This is a genomic window from Acidovorax sp. KPB24-07 (assembly GCF_057543315.1).
This window is the reverse complement of sequence record NZ_BAAJYS010000054.1, coordinates 1-19,216: the sequence shown is the minus strand read 5'-3', so window position 1 is coordinate 19,216 and position 19,216 is coordinate 1. Positions and strand designations below refer to the sequence as shown.

Here is a 19,216-nt window from a genome sequence, read left to right as displayed (position 1 = left end):
AAACTTCATCCAAATTCATCAGAACCTCTAATGCACGCACGCCCATGAGCAGCTTCGATCCCGCCGCACTGGAATGCCTGGCCGCCATCGTGGAGGAGGGCGGTTTCGAGCGCGCCGCCCAGCGCCTGAACGTCACGCAGTCGGCCGTCTCGCAGCGGCTGCGCGCCCTGGAGGCGCAGGTGGGCTCGGTGCTCATCGTGCGCAGCCGGCCGCTCAAGCCCACCACCGCCGGCCAGCTGCTGCTCAAGCACACCAAGCAGCTGCGCCTGCTGCGCGCCGACCTGGAGCGCGACCTGCAGGAACTCGCCCCGAGCGCCCCCGGCGGCGCGCGCGAGGACGAGCGCATCTCGATTGCCATCAACGCCGACAGCATTGCCACCTGGGCGCTGGAGGCGCTGCACGATCTGGTGCGCCAGCGCCTGCCCGTCGAGATCATCGTGGACGACCAGGATTTCACGCAGGAGTGGCTGCGCTCGGGCCAGGTGCTGGGCTGCGTCACCACGCTCAAGCAGGCGCTGCGCGGCTGCAAGGTGGTGCCGCTCGGGGCCATGCACTACGTGGCGGTGGCCTCGCCGGCGCTGGCGGCGCGCTACCTGCCGCACGGGCTCACGCCGCACAACTTCCGCGACGTGCCGTTCCTGTCGTTCAACCGCAAGGACGACATGCAGGCCGAGTTCGTGATGCGCGCCTTCGGCCTCAAGCGCGTGGCGCTGCACCACCTGTTCGTGCCCAGCTCCGAAGGCCAGGTGCGCGCCGCCACCGCCGGCTGGGGCGCGGGCGTGGTGCCCGAATTGCTGGTGCGCGGGGCGCTGGCCGACGGCAGCCTGGTGGACCTGGCGCCCGGCCATTCGCTGCCGATCCAGCTGTACTGGCACTGCTGGAACCTCGAATCGGAGGTGCTGGATGCGCTGTCCGAGGCGCTGACCCGCACCGCGGCCCGCATGCTGGCGGTGTAGGCCCCGGGCTGTCCCGGTACCGGGGGCCGCGGCCGGTCGCTAAGATGCGCCGCATGAACACGCCCCCGTCCCGCCCCTCCTTCAAGGCGCAAATGCACCAGGCACGGGAAGAGGCCATCGTGGCGGCTGCGGGCCGCCTGCTCGGCGAAAAGGGCTTCGAGGCCATGACGCTGGACGACGTGGCGGCCGAAGTGGGTGTGGCCAAGGCCAGCCTGTACAAGCACTTCGCCGGCAAGGACGACCTGTGCGCCGCTGCCATGGTGCATGCCGTGGACCGGCTGCAAGGGTTTTTGCAGAGCGTGCCGCCCGGCCAGTCCGCCATCGAGCGCCTGCAGGCGCTGCTGCGCTGGATGCTGTCGCTGCAGCTGACCGACGAGATGCCCCTGCTGCTGAGCCGCAATTCCGGTCTGGCCGGGCCGCTGCGCGACTGCGAGCGCTACCAGGCGTCGCTGCAGACCGCCAGCGCGCGGATCACCACCTGGATCGTGGAAGCCCAGGAGGCCGGCCAACTGAACGCCCAGTGGCCGCCCGACGTGGTGCTGTGGGCGCTGCTGGCCCGTTCGGCCGACCCGCTGCCGGCCATGCTGCGCGCCACCGGGCGGTACACCGATGCGCGCATCCTCGACTGGGCGGTGGAGACGTGCTTCGGCGGCCTGGCCGCGCAAGGGGTCAGCGCACCAGCAGCACCGGCACCTGGCTGTTCGCCAGCACCTGGGTACTGACCGAGCCCATCACCAGCTTGCCGAGCGCGCCGTGGCCGTGCGAGCCCATCACGAGCAGGTCGAACTTTCCGGTGTCCGCCACCTTGCCGAGGGTTTCGCCGATGGGGCCGGTCTTCACGATCCGCTGGGCCACCACCCCGTGGCGGGCGAGGAACTTGACCACCGGGCCGATGATTTTCTCGGCCTCTTCGGCGTGGTATTTCTCGACGGTTTCCTTGCCCAGGGCCGCGCGGGCGCGGGGCGGCAGGGCGGGCTGCACGGTCACCACGGTGTAGTCGTGCGTGCCGGCCAGCAGTTCCTCGTGGGTGGCGAGGTAGGCGAGCATTTTCTTGGTGTACGGGCTGCCGTCGACGGCGAGGAGGATGTTCATGAAGACGTCTCCGAAAGAGAAGGGACCAGACTAATCTGCGCGTGCGCCTGTTGTCTTGACCTGCGTCATCTTTGTATGCCCTGCGCGGCGAAAGCGCCGGCGTGGAAGCCGGCACCTGCGAACGATCATACGGTGGCGGTGAAATGCGGCGAGAAGGTGTCCTGCTCGCCCTTGCGGGCATAGCCCAGGGGGTTGGCCACCACGCGGCAGCGCCAGGGCGTTCCATCGGCCCGCGCGCCCTGCACCGTGTAGTCGCTCGGCGAATGCAGGTGGCCGTGCATCCACAGCTGGGCATGGGGCAGCAGATCGTCCAGCGCATTGCAGAACCCCGCGGTGCCGGGAATCAGCCCGTAGCGCGGGTCGGCGCTTTTCAGGCTCGGGGCGAAGTGCGTCACGGCCACGGTGGGACCGTCGAACGGGCGCGCGAGCGCGTCGCGCAGCCATGCCTGGCAGGCCAGGGACTGCTCGCGCATCGGCTCGGCCAGGAAGGGCTCGCCGCTGCGGGTGCCGCCAGTCTTGCGCAGGTAGAAGTTGGCGGCGCGAAAGGCCTTCTCGCGCTGGCGCAGGCGGCGCGCGAGGTCGGTGCTGCCCTCGTCCTCGGCCAGTGCGTCGAAGTCGCTCCAGAGGGTGGTGCCGACGAAGCGCACGCCCTCCAGCACCACGCTTTCGCGTTCCAGCCAGATCAGGCCCAGGCGGTCGCACACCTGGCGCAGGCGCTGCTGGGCGGCGTCGAAATCCTGCATGTCGTATTCATGGTTGCCGGGCACGAACAGCACGGGGGTCGGCCAGCCGGCGAACTGCGGCAGCGGGGAAAAGCGCGCCAGCCCGAAGTCGTCGTCGGCCAGCTGCGAGCCGGATTGGTAGGAGCCGATGTCGCCGGCCAGCACGAGCACGTCGGCGCCCGGGGCGGGGCTGGGGGCGAAGGCGGGGTGGGCTTCCAGGTGCAGATCGGACAGCAGTTGAATCTTCATGCGCCGATTGTGGAGGCTGGCGCGGTGCCGCCGTCAGGCCACGGGAGGGCGCCGGGCCGTGGGCAGGGCCGAGCGCGCCATCGCGCCCCGCAGCCAGCGGTGGGCCGCATCGTGCAGGCGGCGGCGGTGCCACAGCGCATCGACATGCACCGTGGGCAGCGGCATGGGCAGCGGGCGCCACACCAGTTCGCCGGCGATGCTGGCCACGCCCACGAAGTGGCGCGGCAGCACGGTGAGCAGGTCGGTGGTGGTCACCACGCGCCCAGCGGTGAAGAACTGGTTCACCGTGAGCACGATGCGCCGCTCGCGGCCCAGCGCGGTGAGCGCCTCGTCGATGAAGCCGTAGGGCTTGCCGGAAAAGCTCACCAGCAAGTGGCGCGCGCTGCAGTACAGGTCGAGCGTCATCGGCACCTGGGCGAGCGGGTGGCCGTGGCGCATCACGCACACGTATTCGCCGTCGTAGAGGCGCACGCTTTCGAAGGCCACCACGCTGTCGGTCTGGGCGCGTGCGGTCAGGTCGGCCATCACCGCGGGGAAGTAGCCCACGGCCATGTCGGCGGATTCGTCGTCCAGCATGCTGCGCGGGTCGCGCGTGGTGAGCGGCACCACGCGCACGGACACCCCGGGCGCCTCGCGCTCGATGATCTCCACCAGCGGCGGGATCAGCGTGGCGCCCGTGGCGTCGGCCATGGCCAGCACGAACGTGGAACTGGCGGTGGCAGGGTCGAAATCCCCCGGCGCCAGCGACTGTTGCAATTGCGCCAAGGCCTGCCGCACCGGCGGCCACAGTGTGAGCGCCCGGGGCGTGGGCTGCACGCCCTGCCCGCTGCGCACCACCAGGTCGTCGCCCAGCACCTCGCGCAGGCGCCGCAGCGCGTTGCTCACGGCCGGCTGGGTAAGCGACAGCTTGTGCGCAGCTCGGGTGAGGTTGCGCTCGGTCATCACCTCATCGAACACGCGCAGCAGGTTCAGGTCAAGCGAGCGGAAGTTGAGAGGCAGCATGTTGAACCATCACTTCAATGAATGACTGAGATTCAAAATATAAAGTGGAACAGCCATGGGGTAAACCCTAAGATTCACCCATTCGCCCGGCAATTTCGCCAAAAGCGTCTGAAAAGGGTCCTCATCATGGCAAATTTTGTACACATCGAATACCGCACCGAACACCCCGGCGTGCAGCGCGCAGAGCGCTTCGCCGCTTCCCTGAAGGGCGCTGCCGCCAGCCTGGACGGCGCACGGGGCGCATCCTCCCTCCTGCTGGCCGCCGTCGTGGCCGCCGTGCTGGTGGTCGCCAACCAAGTGGTCGACACCCGCGCCGAAGGCCACATGCTGGCCGCTTGGATGGTCATGTGGGTGATCGCCTTCGCCGCGCTGGCCCTGCTGGCCGGTCCCGCCCGCCGCGCCAGCGCTGTGTTGCGCTCCGGCTACAAGGCCTGGGCCGAAGCCCGTCGCCGTGAAGCCGAGGACGAAAAGACCTGGAACGCCGCACTGTACGACGCCCGCATCATGGCCGACCTGAGCCGTGCCATGAATGGCATCGCGGTGGACAACATCCGCCGCTACTACTGAGATCGGCGGCCGGACCGGCCGCGAAGTCTCCCCATCAAGGGCGCCCCACCAGGCGCCCTTTTTCTTTTTCATGGCGCGCCGGGTACGGGCTCCCCACCCCCTGCCAGCCACCGCTGGCGCCAGCGCTCCAGGCCGTAATAGATGACAGGGGTGGTGTACAGCGTGAGCAACTGGCTGACCGCCAGCCCCCCCATGATGGCCAGGCCCAGCGGCCGGCGCAGCTCGGAGCCTTCGCCCGTGCCGAGCACCAGGGGCAGCGCGCCGAGCAGGCCTGCCAGATTGGTCATCAGGATCGGGCGCAGCCGCAGCGCCGCCGCACGGCGGATCGCCTGCTGCGGCGGCAACCCCTCGCGGCGCTGGGCGTCGAGCGCGAAGTCGATCATCAGGATGGCGTTCTTCATGACCACGCCGATGAGCAGAAACAGCCCCAGCAGCGCCATGAGGCTGAACGGGGTGTTGGTCAGCCACAACGCCAGCAGCGCGCCAACGCCCGCCGGCGGGACGGTGGAGAGGATCGTGAGCGGGTGCACCAGACTCTCGTACAGCACCCCCAGCACCAAGTACACGGCCAGCACCACGCCCAAGATGAGCCAGGGCTGCGAGCGCACCGCGCTGGACCGTGCCGCGTCTTCCCCGGACGGCGCCAGGTGCACCGAGGCGGGCAGCATCACGCGCGCCATCACGGCGTTGAGTGCACGCTGGCCCTGCTCCTGCGTCACGCCGGGGGCGAGGCTGTAGCCAATGTACATCGACGCGAACAGCGCGTCGTGCCACACCTGGTCCTCCGCCAGCCCGTAGCGCCACGTGGCAAAGGCCGTGAGCGGCACGCGCGATCCGTTCGGGGTGAGCACCTGCATCTGCGCCAGCGATTGCGGCTGCGAAGTGAAGCGCGGGTCCACCTCCATCACTACGCGGTACTGGTTGAGCCGGTCGTACAGCGTGGTCACCTGGCGCTGGGCGTAGGAGTTGTTCAGCACGGACGCCACGGCCTGCATGTCCACCCCCAGGCGCTGCGCGGCCTCGCGGTCGATGTCCACCACCACCTGCTGCGCGCCACCGTCGCTCACGGCCTGCACGTCGGTGAATTCCGGTGCCTCGCCCATGGCCAGCGACACCTTCCGGGCCCAGGTGCGCAGCGAGCGCACTTCGCCCGAGCGCAGGATGACCGCCGTATCGGCCTCGCCGAACGACACGCCGCCGATCTGGATGTCCTGCTCGATGCTGGGGCTCAGCACCCCGCCCGGCACGGCTGGCGCCTTCTCGCGAAGCCGGTTGACCACGGCTTGCGTCGGCTCGCCGCCACGCTCCGCCAGGGGTTTGAGGCTGACGATGAAAAAACTGTTGGCGATGCTGCCGCTGCCGCCGCTGGTGCCGGCCACGTGGGCCACGGCCGGGTCGGCCAGCAGCAGGCGGCGGTAGGCCTCGATCTTGGGCTGCATGACCTGGAACGAAAAGCCATCGTCGCCGCGGATGAAAGCGTGGACGATGCCGGTGTCCTGACGCGGCATCATGATCTTGGGCAGCGACTGGTAAAGCCACACGTTCACGCCCACCACGGCCAGGAAGGCGAGCAGCACCACGAAGCTGTGGCGCAGCGCCCAGCCCAGGCTGCGGTCGTAGCCGTGGCGCAGGTCGGCCAGCATCGCGGCGCTGGCGGCCCCCACGCGAGCGGTCCAGGCATGCCGCGCCTGTGCCTGGCGTGCGCTGCGCTGCCCGCGCAGCCCATAGGCGCACAGCACAGGCGTGAGCGTCAGGGACACCACCAGCGAGATCACCACCGCCGCCGCCAGCGTGATGGAGAACTCGCGGAACAGCCGCTGCACCACGCCGCCCATGAACAGGATCGAGACGAAGACCACCACGAGGGCGAGGGTCATCGCCACCAGCGTGAAACCCACCTCGCCCGCGCCGCGCAGCGCGGCGCGCAACGGCGTCATGCCGCGTTCGATGTAGCGCTCCACGTTCTCCAGCACCACGATCGCGTCGTCCACCACCAGGCCGGCCGCCACGATGAGGGCCATGAGCGACAGGTTGTTGAGCGAAAAGCCCGCCAGGTACATCACCGTGAACGTGCCGATGAGCGACACCGGGATCGCCACGGTGGGAATGAGCGCCGTGCGCAGCCGCCCGAGAAAGGCCGCCACCACGGCCACCACCAGCGCCACCGACAGAGCGAGCGTGAGATGCGCCTCGCGCAGCGTGGCCCGGATGCCTTGCGAACGCTCGACGACGATGTCCAGCCGCGCGCTCGCAGGCACCAGTGTGCGCAGGTAGGGCAGCTGCGCACGGATCGCGTCCACGGTCGCCACCGTATTGGCGCCGGGCTGGCGCCGCACCTGCAGGATGACGGCATCGCGCTCGTTGTGAAAGCCGCTGCTGTAGCGGTTCTCGGTGGAGTCGGTCACCCGCGCCACGTCGGACAGGCGCACTGGCGCGTTCTCGGCCCAGCGCACCACGAGCGACGTGTAGTCGGCCGCGCGGGCCGGCGCGCCATCCAGCGCCAGGGGCCAGTGACGGGCGCCTTCTTCCACCGCGCCCAGGGGCTGCACCGAGCCGGCCCGCACGATGGCCGACCGCACCTCGTCCAGCGACAGCCCCTGGTGCGCCAGGGCGCCCGGATCGAGCTGCACCCGCACCGCCGGCAGCGAGGCGCCCCCGACCGAGACATCGGACACACCCGGCACCTGCGCGATCTTCTGCGCCAGGATCGTGGAGGCGGCGTCGTACAGCGCCGAGGGCGCCAGGTCCGGCGACGACAGCGCCAGCACCACGATGGGCCGCTGGGACGACTGGATCTTGCGGAAGGTCGGGTTGCCCTTCATGCCCGCAGGCAACTGGCTGCGCACTGCGTTGATCGCCGCCTGCACGTCGCGCGCGGCCGCATCCAGGTCGCGGCCCAGCACAAATTCGAGCTTCACCTCCGTCGTGCCCTGGTTGCTGCTGGACGAGATGGCCGCCACGCCGGCAATCGCACCGAGGGCGCGCTCCAGCGGGGCGGCCACGGTGGCGGCCATGCTTTCGGGGCTGCCGCCGGGCAGGCTGGCGCTCACGCGGATGACGGGGTAGTCCACCTGCGGCAGCGCCGCCACCGGCAGCAGCCGCCAGGCCAGCAGGCCCATCAGCACCAGCGCCAGCGACAGCAGCGAGGTGGCCACCGGGCGGCGGATGCACAGGCGCGCCAGGTTCATGGCCCGCTGCCCGCCGTGCCGTCCTGCCAGGCCGCACGGCGGCGCGAAAGCCGCTGGCCCAGCCGGTCGAAATACAGATACACCACGGGGGTGGTGAAGAGCGTGAGCACCTGGCTGACCACCAGCCCGCCCACCATCACGATGCCCAGCGGCTGGCGCAACTCCGCGCCCGAGCCCTGTGCGAGCATGAGGGGCAACGCGCCCACCAGGGCGGCCAGCGTCGTCATGAGGATGGGGCGCAGGCGCAGCAGCGCGGCACGCCGGATGGCCTCGTGCGCGGGCAGCCCGAGGCGGCGCTGCGCATCCAGGGCGAAGTCCACCATCATGATCCCGTTCTTCTTGACCAGGCCGATGAGCAGCACGATGCCGATCACCGCGATCAGGTCCAGCGGGCGGCCGCTGACGAGCAGGGCCAGCAGCGCGCCGACGGTGGCCGAGGGCAGCGTGGAAAGGATGGTGATGGGGTGGATGGTGCTTTCGTAAAGCACCCCGAGCACGATGTACATGGTGACCACCGCTGCCAACACCAGCCACAGCGTGTTGGACAGCGATGCGCGGAACGCCTCGGCCGCGCCCTGAAAGCGCGTCTCGATCTGGGGCGGCAGACCGGTGGCCGCAAGCTCCCGTTCGATGGCCGCCACGGCCGCCCCGAGCGAGTGGCCCGCGCCCAGGTTGAACGACACCGTGGCCGCCGGAAACTGGCCTTGCTGCAGGACCTGCAGCGGCGCGGGCTGCTGGGTGATGCGCGCCACGGCCGCCAGCGGCACGCTGCGCCCGGACGGCGTGGACACGAACGTGGTCTGCAACGCATCCAGCCCGCGTGCGTGGCGCGGATCGACCTCCAGCACCACGCGGTACTGGCTGGCCTGGGTGAACAGCGTGGCGATCTGCCGCTGGGCGTAGGCGTTCTGCAAGGCGGTGGCGATGTCGGCCACGGTGAGGCCCAGGCGCGCGGCGGCGTCGCGGTCCACCTCCACGTGCGCCTGCCGGCCCTGTTGCTGCAGGTCGCTGGCCACGTCCGCCAGTTCGGCGCGGGCGCGCAGCCGCTCCACCAGGCGTGGCACCCAGGTGTCGAGCAATGCCGGGTCCGGCGTGGTCAGGGTGAACAGGTACTGCGTGCGGCTCACACGGTCTTCGATGGAGAGTTCCTGCACCGGCTGGAACCAGGCCGTGATGCCGCCCACCTGGCGCGCGCGGGCGCGCAGGCTGTCCAGGATGGCGCGGGCACTGGTCTGCCGGTCTCCATGGGCGCGCAGGTTGATGAGCATGCGCCCGCTGGAGAGCGAGGCATTGCTGCCGTCCACCCCCACGAAGGACGAAAGGCTCGCCACGTCCGGCTCCTGCAGCAGTGCGTCGGCCAGCGCCTGCTGGCGCTGCGACACCACGGTGAACGAGCTGTCGGGCGCCACCTCGGTCACCACCTGGACCACCCCGCTGTCCTGCACCGGAAAGAATCCCTTGGGCACGGCCAGGTAGAGCAGGACGGTGAGGACCAACGTGGCCAGCATCGCCAGCATCGTCAGGCCCTGGTGCGCGAGCACCGCATCGATCGCGCGGCCATAGCGTTCGAGCACGCGGTCCATGAAGCCCGTGCCCTTGCCTTCGCCGGGCGGCGCGTGCAGGGGGGCCTTGAGCAGCCGGGCGCTCATCATCGGCGTGAGCGTGAGCGACACCAGCAGCGAGATTCCGATGGCCACGGCCAGCGTGAGTGCGAACTCGTGGAACAGCCGCCCGACCACGTCGCGCATGAACAGCAGCGGAATCAGCACGGCCACCAGCGACACGGTGAGCGAGACCAGGGTGAACCCGATCTCCGAAGCGCCCTTGAGCGCCGCCTGCAGCGGCGGCAGGCCCTGCTCTCGGTGGCGCGCGATGTTCTCCAGCATGACGATGGCATCGTCCACCACGAAGCCCGTGGCGATGGTGAGCGCCATCAGGCTCAGGTTGTTGACCGAAAAGCCCAGCAGGTACATCACGCCGAAGGTGCCCACCAGCGACAGCGGCACCACCACGCCCGGAATGAAGGTGGCGGTGGCGCTGCGCAGGAACAGGAAGGTCACCAGCACGACCAGACCCACCGCGAACACCAGCTCGAGCTGCACGTCGCGCACCGAGGCGCGGATGCTCTGTGTGCGGTCGGTGAGCAGCGCCACGTTCACGGCGGCGGGCAGGGTGGCGGTGAGCTGGGGCAGCAGGGCACGCACCCGGTCGGCGACGTCGATCACGTTGGCACCCGGTTGCCGCTGCACGTTGAGCAGCACGGCCGGCTGCCGGTCGGCCCATGCGGCCAGAAAGCGATCTTCCGGGCCGGATTCGACGGTGGCCACGTCGCCCAGGCGGATCGGAGCGCCCGGCGGCGCAGTGCCCGTGCCGGCGACGGCCGGGTTGGACGCCACCGTGCCGGTGGGAGTGCGCCAGGCGACGATGAGCCGGCGGTAGGCGTCCGGCGAGGTGATCTGGTCGTTCGCGTCCAGCAAGGTGGTGCGGTACGGGCCGTCGAAGCTGCCCTTGGGCTGGTTGGCATTGGCGCCCGCGATCGCCCGGCGCACGTCTTCCATGCCCAGTTGCTGCGATGCCAACGCCGTGGGGTTGACCCGCACGCGCAGGGCCGGGCGCTGACCGCCGGCCAGGCTCACCAGACCCACGCCCGACAGCTGCGCGAGCTTTTGCGCCATGCGCGTTTCCACGAGGTCGTGCACCTCGTGCAGCGGCAGGCTCGCCGAGGTGATGGCCAGGGTGAGGATGGGCGCGTCGGCCGGGTTCACCTTGCGGTAGATCGGCGGTGCGGGCAGGTCGGCGGGCAGCAGGCTGGCCGCGGTGTTGAGCGCGGACTGCACGTTCTGCTCGCCCACGGCCAGGTCCGCGTCCAGCATGAACTGCAGCGTGATGACCGAGGCACCGCTGGAGCTGGTGGACGACATTTGCCGCAGGCCCGGGATCTGCCCGAGCCGGCGCTCCAGCGGCGCGGTGATGGCACGGGCCGTGACATCCGGGCTGGCGCCCGGGTGGAAGGTGAACACCTGGATGACGGGGTAGTCCACCTGCGGCAGCGCCGCTACCGGCAGCAGGCGCCAGGCGATCGCCCCTGCGATGAGCAGCGCCAGCATGAGCAGCAGCGTCGCCACCGGGCGCAGGATGAACGGGCGCGAAAGATTCATGGCGGCGGCGGTACCAGGGCAGCGGTGGTTCGGGCGTTGCGGGGCAGCGCCATCAGCGCGCCGTGCTGGCGGAGGTGGAGGCTGCCGCGGCCTGCGCTTTTGCGCGCTGCTGCAGCTGATGCGCGGTCTGAGGGGGCTCGCCATCCACCACCTGCGCCACGTCGATGCCGTCCCGCAGGCGATCCAGCCCTTCCAGCACGACGGAATCGCCTTCGGCCAGGCCCTGGGTCACGACCAGGCGCTCGCCATCGCTGGCACCCAGCGCCACGCGGCGCAGCACGGCTTTACCGTCCCGCACGGTGTACACGTAGGGCCCCTGGCTGCCGTGCTGAACCGCATCCGCCGGCACAACGAGGGCATTCTCCAGCGTGCGCACTTTCAGCCGCACGTTGACGAACTGGTTGGGAAAAAGCGCGTCGTCGGCATTGTCGAACTGGGCCTTGAGCCGCAAGGTGCCGGTGGCCGTGTCGATCTGGTTGTCCAGGGTGGTCAGCCGCCCGGTTCCCAGCAGGGCGGCTTCGGCGCGGTCCCAGGCCTGCACCACCAGGGGCCGGGCACCGCGTGCGCGGCACGTACGGCCGGCAGCTGGGTTTCGGGAATGGCGAACAGCACTGTGATGGGGTGCGTCTGCGTGATGGACACCAGGCCCTGGGCATCGGCCGTCGCGACCAGATTGCCCGCATCGACCCTCCGCATGCCCAGACGGCCGGCCACCGGGGCCTCGATCCGCGTGTACGACAGCTGCAACTGGGCCTCCTGCACCTGGGCGCGCACAGTCGCCAGGCTGCCGCGCAGTTGGGCCACCAGGGCTTCCTGGGTTTCCAACTGCTGCCGCGCGATGGAGTCCTGCTGCAGCAGCGTGCGGTAGCGCGCCACGTCGCGCTCCGCGCTTTGCAGTTGCGCCTGCATCTGCTGCTGCAGGCCCTCGGCCTGTGCCAGCTTCACGCGGAAGGGTGCGGGGTCGATCTCGGCCAGCACCTGGCCACGCCGCACCTCCTGGCCCTCCTGGAACAGCACGCGCGCCAACTGGCCGTCCACGCGGCTGCGCACGGTCACGCTTTGCAGTGCAGTCACGGTGCCGATGGCCTTGATCTGCTCGTCCATGGCCTGCCGCTGCACACCCACGAGGCGCACCGGAATGGGTCCGCTCCAGGGACTGGGCCCCGTCTCCTGCAGCGCAGGTTGGCGCCACATGAGATACCACGCCACCCAGGCCAGCAACACCAGCACCACGCAGCCCAGCAGCCGCAGCCAGAGACGGCGTGTGGATGCCGCCGGCATCCGCTCAGAAACCATTTCAACCATGTCGGGCCCGTCGAGGGGAGAAGAGTGCCAGCGCCGCGGGCGCAGGAAGCCGGTGCGCAACCCGGCGAACCGGGAGTTGCAGCGGCATTGTCGGTCCCATGAGAAGACGGGGCAGTGGGGACGTGTGCGGTGCGGTGCCCGGTCGGGGTTGGCCGCCTGCGAATTTAGCCGAAAGAACGGTCTAAATGATAATGACTTTTAATTGGAAGGTGATCTGTGCCATCACGAAAAAGCGCCCGGGCCGCTGTGCGGACCGGGCGCTTTACATCGGAACGGCCATTCGGTGGCGTGGCGCCACCGAACCCCATGCGCGAAGGGATCAGCCAGCCAGACGCTTTTCCAGCGCGGCCTTCGTGTCGAGCAGCGCGGCAGGCAGGTGGTAGGCCAGTTGATCGAAATGGGCCGTGTGCAGCTTCAGCTCGTCGGCCCAGGCGGCGGCATCGATGCGGGTGACCGTGTCGAACTGCGCCGGGGTGAATTCGATGCCCGTCCAGTTGATCTCGCCGTACTGGGGGGCGGTGCCGATCGGCGTGTCCTGACCGCTGGCCTGGCCTTCGATGCGGTCGATCATCCACTTGAGCACGCGCATGTTGTCACCGTAGCCGGGCCAGACGAACTTGCCGTCGTCGCCCTTGCGGAACCAGTTGGTGGTGTAGATCTTCGGTTGTTGTGCGCCGGCGGCAGCGATCTTCTCGCCCATGTTCAGCCAGTGCTGGAAGTAGTCGCTCATGTTGTAGCCCATGAAGGGCAGCATGGCGAACGGGTCGCGGCGCACCACGCCCTGCTGGCCGGCGGCAGCGGCCGTCGTCTCGGAGCCCATGGTGGCGGCCATGTAGACGCCTTCCGTCCAGTTGCGGGCCTCGGTCACCAGCGGCACGGTGGTGGAGCGGCGGCCGCCGAAGATGAACGCGTCGATCTTCACGCCCTTGGGGTCGTCCCAGGCTTCGTCGAGCGCGGGGTTGTTGGTGGCAGCCACGGTGAAGCGCGCGTTGGGGTGTGCGGCCTTGGCGCCGGTTTCCTTGGCGATCTGGGGCGTCCAGTCCTTGCCTTGCCAGTCGATCAGGTGGTCGGGCAGCTTGCCGGTGTCCTTTTCCATGCCCTCCCACCACACGTCGCCATCGTCGGTCAGCGCGACATTCGTGAAGATCACGTTCTTGTCCAGGCTGGCCATGCAGTTGGGGTTGGTGTGGTAGTTCGTGCCCGGGGCCACGCCGAAATAGCCGGCTTCGGGGTTGATGGCGCGCAGGCTGCCATCGGCCTGGGGCTTGATCCAGGCGATGTCGTCGCCGATGGTGGTGACCTTCCAGCCTTCGAACGCCTTGGGCGGAACCAGCATGGAGAAGTTGGTCTTGCCGCAGGCGCTCGGGAAGGCGGCGGCCACGTGGTACTTCTTGCCTTCGGGGTTCGAGACACCCAGGATCAGCATGTGCTCAGCCAGCCAGCCCTGGTCGCGGCCCATGGTGGAAGCGATGCGCAGCGCGAAGCACTTCTTGCCCAGCAGCGCGTTGCCGCCGTAGCCCGAGCCATACGACCAGATCTCGCGCGTTTCGGGGTAGTGCACGATGTACTTGGTCTTGTTGCAAGGCCAGGACACGTCCTTCTGGCCGGCCTGCAGCGGGGCGCCCACGGTGTGCACGCAGGGCACGAAGTCGCCTTCCATGCCCAGCACGTCGTACACGGCACGGCCCATGCGGGTCATGATCTTCATGTTCACGGCGACGTAGGGGCTGTCGGACAGTTCGATGCCCACGTGTGCGATGGGCGAGCCCAGCGGGCCCATGCTGAACGGCACCACGTACATGGTGCGGCCCTTCATGCAGCCGTCGAACAGCGGCTGCAGCGTGGCGCGCATCTCGGCCGGTGCCATCCAGTTGTTGGTGGGGCCGGCATCTTCCTTCTGGGCGGAGCAGATGTAGGTGCGGTCTTCCACGCGGGCCACGTCGCTCGGGTCAGACCAGGCAAGGTAGCTGCCAGGGCGCTTGGCGGGATTGAGTTTCTGGAACGTGCCGGCATCGACCAGTTGCTGGCAGAGGCGGTCGTACTCTTCCTGAGAGCCGTCGCACCAGTAGATGGCGTCGGGCTTGCAGAGGACGGCCATGTCGGCCACCCAGGCGAGCAGGCGGGCGTTTTTGACGTAGGCGGGGGCTTTGAGATCCAGGCCTTGCATGGTGGGTGCGTTCATCGGGAGCTTCCTGAAGTTGAAAAACAGTTTTTTCAAAGGAAGCTGCCGACGAGCGGCGCGACGTGGGGGCCTGCGCATGGGTCTTCTGAGCGCTGCCTTTGAAAAAACGGCTGGATGCTCAGTCGGCGGGCGGGGAGTGCGGCGAGAGCTGCAGGGTCCGCGGGTCGGCTGGGATGACGATTTTATGAATCCCACCCGCGCCTGTCTGTCAGACAGACATTACTTTCATGCAAAAAAGGCATGGGGTTATGTGGGTGTTGAGCATGATCTGGACTGCCATGTCGCTGCCGGGACAAATCTGCCGATTTTTCCTTAGTCGCCTGCTTGCGTGCCCTGCGGATTTCTCCGAAAGTTCAATTACCGCCCGGCAGGTAAAAAATGGATTGCAGTGTTTTGGCCGTGGCGAGATTCCATGCCACACAAGGAGATATATGGACTTCCAGACCTTGCAACTCGCGGTGCAGGACCGCATCGCCGTCGTGACACTGAACCGGCCACCGGTCAATGCCCAGAACGCGGAGCTGCGTGCCGAGATCACGCAGGTATTCGATGAATTGTCGGATCGGGAGGACGTCTCGGTCGTGGTGCTGACCGGCGCAGGCAAAGTTTTTTTCCGCAGGTGCCGACATCCGCGAGCGCCCCAACCTCGGTGCGACCGCGGGCGCTTACGGCCGCCACAACCGGCTGGTGCGCGAATCGTTCTACGCAGTTGTCGAATGCTCCAAGCCCGTCATCGCGGCCATCAACGGGCCCGCCATGGGTGCGGGCTTCGGTCTGGTGATGGCCTCTGACATCTGGGTGGCTTCCGAGGACTGCTATGTGTCGATGCCTGAGATCAACGTAGGGCTCGCAGGGGGCGTGACTTTCCTGCAGGAGGTGTTCGGCCGTTCACGCGCACGTCGCATGTTCTTCACCGGCATGAAGGTCAGTGGCGCCGAACTCTATCGCCTGGGCCTGGTGGAGGCCTGCCTGCCTGCCGAGGAGCTGATGCCCTACGCGATGGACCTGGCGCGCGAGATCGCCTCCAAGAGTCCCATTGCGCTGCGGCTGGCCAAGGAGGCCGCGCGACTGACGCAGTTGATGCCGTCGCGCGACGCCTATCGCTATGAGCAGGGCAACACCGTCGCGTTGTCCAAGACGGAGGATGCCAAGGAGGCCCAGCGCGCCTTCCTGGAAAAGCGCGCTCCGGTTTACGTGGGCCGCTGACGGGCAGAGAGAGCAGCCGGGCCTGCGCCCAGGACGCTGCTGCAAAATGGAGGCTGCACGACACCATCCCCATCGCAGCGATGCGAGGGGTTTGTGGCACCGGGGTGGCGCCGATCCGCCGCCCGGCCGGGTGCCAGAACTACAAAAGAGAGGAGGCCTCCCCCTATGGCAAACCGTCCAGCCGCTTCGGCGAACGACCCCGTCGACTCTGCGCCCACGACCCGCTCCGACACCCGGCAGGAACAGCTCATCGACATTGCATGCCGCCTGTTTGCGCAGCGCGGGTACGAGGGCACTTCGCTGCGTGACATCGCCGAAGAGGCCAAGATCACCAAGGCGGCGCTGTACTACCACTTCCCCAACAAGGAAGCGCTCTACGAGCGCATCGTGCTGGAATCCATGCAGGCGCTGGTGGACTCCGTGCGCGAGGCGATGGCCGGGGGCGCCACGCCGGTCGACAAGGTGCGGCTGTTCATGCAGTCGTCGGCCGACTTCCTCGACCGCAGCCGCCATTCCTGGATCGCTGGCTCCAACGCCTTCTGGTCCGGCAGCGCGGTTGACCCGCGTGCCATGGCCGTCTATCTGCGCGACGAGTACGAACACCTGCTGCGCGACAGCATCGCGCAGGCCATCTCGGCAGGGCAGTTCCGTGCGGTGGACCCGGCCATGGCCGGGCGCATGCTGCTGTCCATGCTGAACCACATCGCGCGGTGGCATTCGCCCGGAGGTCGCCTCACCACCCGGCAGGTGATCGAGCAGTACCTCGACATGGCGTTCGGCGGCCTGCTGCAGTAAAGCGCGCCACCTTCTCCCGGGCACCCCCCAAGCCGCCCCGGCCTGCGCCGGGGCGGCTTGTTCGTTTCTGGCCTTCCTGGCGCGCGGCGCGGGTTTTCCCTGTTCATTTACTTGCCGGCCGTTTAGTAGACTTTTCGCAGGAGTCTACCCATGCGCACTGACCGACGCCATTTCCTCTTGTTGCCCTGGAGTGCAGGCCTGGCCTGTGCCCAGGCGCGGGCGCAAGGAGTGGTGGGCGCTGAGGGGCTGGTGGGGGCCAAGCCCGTCCAGATCGTCGTGCCTTACGCCGCTGGAGGCCTGACGGACAACCTGGCACGCCCGATCGCGTCGGCCCTCTCGGCGCGGTGGTCCCGGCCAGTGGTGGTCGACAACCGCAACGGCGGGGGCGGCACCATCGGCACGGCGTTGGTGGCGCGCGCGCCGGGCGATGGCCATACGCTGCTGCTCACGGCATTCGGCTACATCGCCAATCCGCTGTTGATGAAACAGCTGCCTTACGATCCACGCGCCCTGGCTCCCCTCGCCATGGTGGGCGACACGCCCAGCGTTCTGTACGTGAGCACGCGCCTGCCCGTGACGTCGGTGGCCGAGTTGGTGGTGTACGGCAAGGCACACCCGGGCAAGCTGGTGTTCGCTTCGTCCGGCAACGGGTCCAGTCCGCACATCGCCGCAGAACTGCTGGCGTCCCTCACGGGCATGGACATCGTGCATGTGCCTTACCGCGGCAATGGGCCCGCGCTGAACGATCTGCTGGGCGGGCAAGTCCATGCCATGTTCGATTCGGTGGCGTCGTTGTCCCATGTGCGCAGCGGACGGCTGCGGGCGCTGGGTGTTGCGAGCACCGCCCCGCTGGCCCGGGCGCCCGAGTTGTTGCCCATTGCCCAGTCCGGCGTGCCGGAGCTGGCCCATTTCACCGCAGGGGGCTGGTTCGGCTTTTTCCTGCCGGCATCCACTGCGCCCGCATTGCAGCGATGGCTGCATGCCGAATTGCGCCAGGTTCTGGAGCAGCCCGCCGTGCGCGAAGCCGTGGAGCGTGCCGGTGTCGAGCCCCGCAACCTAGACCTGGAGGCCTTCGCGGCCTACCTGCGCGCGGAGAGCGAGCGCTGGGCCCCCGTTTTCCGTGAACGCAACATTCAACTGGATTGATGCGTGCCGTGGCCTCTACCCCGCCTGCGCGCGCAGCCGCCACGCCGCGGCCTTCTACCGCATGGTCAAGGGCTGTGGCTTCCTTCTTTTCTGCAATGAACCGGGGCTAGCGCCCCAGCACTTCCAAGCACCATGACGATCTCCCTCCCTTCATCGCACACCCTCGACCCCTACGATGCCTTCCGCGAGGAACTGCGCCAGTTCGCCGAGTCCGAATGCCCGTCGGCCTTGAAGGAGGTCGTTCGCAACAACCAGAAGGTCACGCGCAACGAGTACCGCATCTGGCAGGAAAAGCTCTTCGCGCGCGGCTGGGGTGCGCCCAACTGGCCGGTGGAATACGGCGGCACGGGCTGGGACCTGCAGCAGCGCTACCTGTTCGAGGAGGTCACCGCGCAGGCCGACTGCCCGCCCCAGTACCACCACGGCCTGGGCCACATCGGCCCGGTGATCATGCACTTCGGAACGCCCGAGCAGAAGGCGCGCTTTCTGCCGCGCATCCTGGACGGCAGCGAGTGGTGGTGCCAGGGCTACTCCGAGCCCGGCGCGGGCTCCGACCTGGCGTCGCTCAAAACGGCGGCGGTGCGCGACGGCGACCACTACGTGATCAACGGCCAGAAGATCTGGACCTCGCACGCGCAGGAGGCCGACATGATGTACACGCTGGTGCGCACGTCGAACGAAGGGCGCAAGCAGGCCGGCATTTCGCTGCTGCTCGTGCCCATGGACACGCCGGGCATCGAGGTGCGGCCCATCCCCACGATCGACCACTGGCACCACGTCAACGAGGTGTTCCTCCACGACGTGCGCGTGCCTGTCGCCAACCTCCTGGGCGTGGAAGGCGAGGGCTGGAAATGCGCCAAGTTCCTGCTCGACCGTGAGCGGCTCTCGCCCGCGACGGTGCCTCGCCTGGCCCGGCTGGCTGAGCAGGTGGGGGATCTGCTGCGCGCACGCGGCGCTGGCGGATCGGCGCCCAGCGCGAGCCAGCATGTGCTGCTCGAACGCCTGTACCTGGCCCAGGCCGGCGTGGCGGGCGCGCGCGAGATGCTGCTGAGCGCCATCCAGGAGGAGATGCAAGGCACGCTGGCAGCCTCGAAATCGTCGGCGCTCAAGCTCTACTGCTCGGACCTGTCCCAGCAGCTCATCGGCATCGCGCTGGACATCGCCGGCCCCGAGTACGCCGCGCGCCTGGTCGACACGGTCGCGGCCACAGGGCAGGAAGTGGCGGGCGATTCAGACGACCCCCTGCGCCAACTCATCCACACCTACCTGTTCTACCGCTCGCGCACCATCGCCGGGGGCACCAGCGAAGTGCAGAAGAACGTGATCGCCCGCGACCTTTTCGGAGCCTGACCCATGACATTCCACGCCACGCCGATGTTCCCCGGCGACCTCTATGACACCACCTCCCGCGTGGCCGCTGCGCGCCCGTGGCAGAGACCTTCGAATCCCAGGAGCCCAGCGAGACATGGAACCAGTTCCTGCAGCTGGGCTGGCAGGGGGTGCTGATTGACGAGACGCACGACGGTGCCGGCGCCTCGCTGGGCGATGTGGCCGCCATCGCCGAAGCCGCGGGCCGGCATGCCCTGGCGCAGCCCCTGGCCGCGCGCTGCGCCGTGGTGCCCCTGCTGCTGGCCGGCTGCCGGGCGCC

15 protein-coding genes and 1 pseudogene are annotated in these 19,216 nt (G+C 68.7%); 8 read left to right on the top strand and 8 right to left on the bottom strand.

The window, feature by feature from the left end:
• Positions 1–44 precede the first annotated feature (44 nt).
• Together AC27IQ_RS08995 and AC27IQ_RS08990 are read left to right on the top strand one after the other, a co-directional pair.
• The gene (locus AC27IQ_RS08995; RefSeq protein ID WP_272566141.1) at positions 45–956 is read left to right on the top strand and encodes a LysR family transcriptional regulator ArgP; all 912 of its coding nucleotides are present in this window, start codon (positions 45–47) and stop codon (positions 954–956) included.
• A gap of 53 nt (positions 957–1,009) precedes the next feature.
• Complete coding sequence (locus AC27IQ_RS08990) at positions 1,010–1,678, top strand: TetR/AcrR family transcriptional regulator (RefSeq protein ID WP_284410311.1); 669 nt, start codon at positions 1,010–1,012, stop codon at positions 1,676–1,678.
• Here the strand turns inward: AC27IQ_RS08990 and AC27IQ_RS08985 are convergent.
• The 3 genes from AC27IQ_RS08985 to AC27IQ_RS08975 all read right to left on the bottom strand — a co-directional run bounded on the left by AC27IQ_RS08985 (position 1,626) and on the right by AC27IQ_RS08975 (position 4,021).
• Positions 1,626–2,048: a universal stress protein gene (locus tag AC27IQ_RS08985; protein WP_272566139.1), complete on the bottom strand. Its 423-nt coding sequence runs from the start codon at positions 2,046–2,048 to the stop codon at positions 1,626–1,628. The two genes, AC27IQ_RS08990 and AC27IQ_RS08985, sit on opposite strands and share 53 nt — an antisense overlap.
• Before the next feature lie 125 nt (positions 2,049–2,173).
• Positions 2,174–3,019: a metallophosphoesterase gene (locus AC27IQ_RS08980; RefSeq protein WP_487089263.1), complete on the bottom strand. Its 846-nt coding sequence runs from the start codon at positions 3,017–3,019 to the stop codon at positions 2,174–2,176.
• A gap of 33 nt (positions 3,020–3,052) precedes the next feature.
• Positions 3,053–4,021, bottom strand: coding sequence for a LysR family transcriptional regulator (locus tag AC27IQ_RS08975; RefSeq protein WP_284430404.1), 969 nt, complete (start codon positions 4,019–4,021; stop codon positions 3,053–3,055).
• Between the two features lie 126 nt (positions 4,022–4,147).
• Between AC27IQ_RS08975 and AC27IQ_RS08970 the strand changes: the two genes are divergently transcribed.
• Positions 4,148–4,588 carry a hypothetical protein gene (locus AC27IQ_RS08970; RefSeq protein ID WP_272566134.1) on the top strand — a complete coding sequence of 147 codons (441 nt, stop codon included), beginning with the start codon at positions 4,148–4,150 and terminating at the stop codon, positions 4,586–4,588.
• A 68-nt stretch (positions 4,589–4,656) separates the two neighbouring features.
• Here AC27IQ_RS08970 and AC27IQ_RS08965 read toward each other — a convergent pair whose 3' ends face one another.
• The 5 genes from AC27IQ_RS08965 to AC27IQ_RS08945 form a co-directional block, all read right to left on the bottom strand.
• Complete coding sequence (locus tag AC27IQ_RS08965) at positions 4,657–7,776, bottom strand: efflux RND transporter permease subunit (RefSeq protein ID WP_487089262.1); 3,120 nt, start codon at positions 7,774–7,776, stop codon at positions 4,657–4,659.
• Positions 7,773–10,934, bottom strand: a complete 3,162-nt coding sequence (locus AC27IQ_RS08960; protein ID WP_487089261.1) for an efflux RND transporter permease subunit — start codon at positions 10,932–10,934, stop codon at positions 7,773–7,775. Before AC27IQ_RS08960 ends, AC27IQ_RS08965 begins: the two co-directional genes overlap by 4 nt.
• Positions 10,935–10,986: 52 nt before the next feature.
• Complete coding sequence (locus AC27IQ_RS08955; RefSeq protein ID WP_487089260.1) at positions 10,987–11,478, bottom strand: efflux RND transporter periplasmic adaptor subunit; 492 nt, start codon at positions 11,476–11,478, stop codon at positions 10,987–10,989.
• Entirely contained in the window at positions 11,424–12,215 is a 792-nt protein-coding gene (locus tag AC27IQ_RS08950) for an efflux RND transporter periplasmic adaptor subunit (protein ID WP_487089259.1), read from the bottom strand. Before AC27IQ_RS08950 ends, AC27IQ_RS08955 begins: the two co-directional genes overlap by 55 nt.
• A gap of 343 nt (positions 12,216–12,558) precedes the next feature.
• The gene (locus tag AC27IQ_RS08945) at positions 12,559–14,421 is read right to left on the bottom strand and encodes a phosphoenolpyruvate carboxykinase (GTP) (protein ID WP_317357048.1); all 1,863 of its coding nucleotides are present in this window, start codon (positions 14,419–14,421) and stop codon (positions 12,559–12,561) included.
• 431 nt (positions 14,422–14,852) lie between these two features.
• On the opposite strand from AC27IQ_RS08945, the pseudogene AC27IQ_RS08940 reads away from it, so the two are divergent.
• The 5 genes and pseudogenes from AC27IQ_RS08940 to AC27IQ_RS08920 form a co-directional block, all read left to right on the top strand.
• Positions 14,853–15,627, top strand: a pseudogene (locus tag AC27IQ_RS08940) (enoyl-CoA hydratase/isomerase family protein).
• Positions 15,628–15,792: 165 nt separating this feature from the next.
• A complete protein-coding gene (locus tag AC27IQ_RS08935; protein WP_487089258.1) occupies positions 15,793–16,422 on the top strand; it encodes a TetR/AcrR family transcriptional regulator in 630 nt (209 codons plus the stop codon).
• A 150-nt stretch (positions 16,423–16,572) separates the two neighbouring features.
• Positions 16,573–17,568 (top strand): Bug family tripartite tricarboxylate transporter substrate binding protein, encoded by a 996-nt coding sequence (locus tag AC27IQ_RS08930; RefSeq protein WP_487089257.1) that lies wholly within the window; start codon positions 16,573–16,575, stop codon positions 17,566–17,568.
• A 132-nt stretch (positions 17,569–17,700) separates the two neighbouring features.
• Positions 17,701–18,918 carry an acyl-CoA dehydrogenase family protein gene (locus AC27IQ_RS08925; protein WP_487089256.1) on the top strand — a complete coding sequence of 406 codons (1,218 nt, stop codon included), beginning with the start codon at positions 17,701–17,703 and terminating at the stop codon, positions 18,916–18,918.
• A gap of 77 nt (positions 18,919–18,995) precedes the next feature.
• Positions 18,996–19,216: acyl-CoA dehydrogenase family protein (locus tag AC27IQ_RS08920; protein WP_487089255.1), on the top strand; the 221-nt coding region annotated here is incomplete at its 3' end.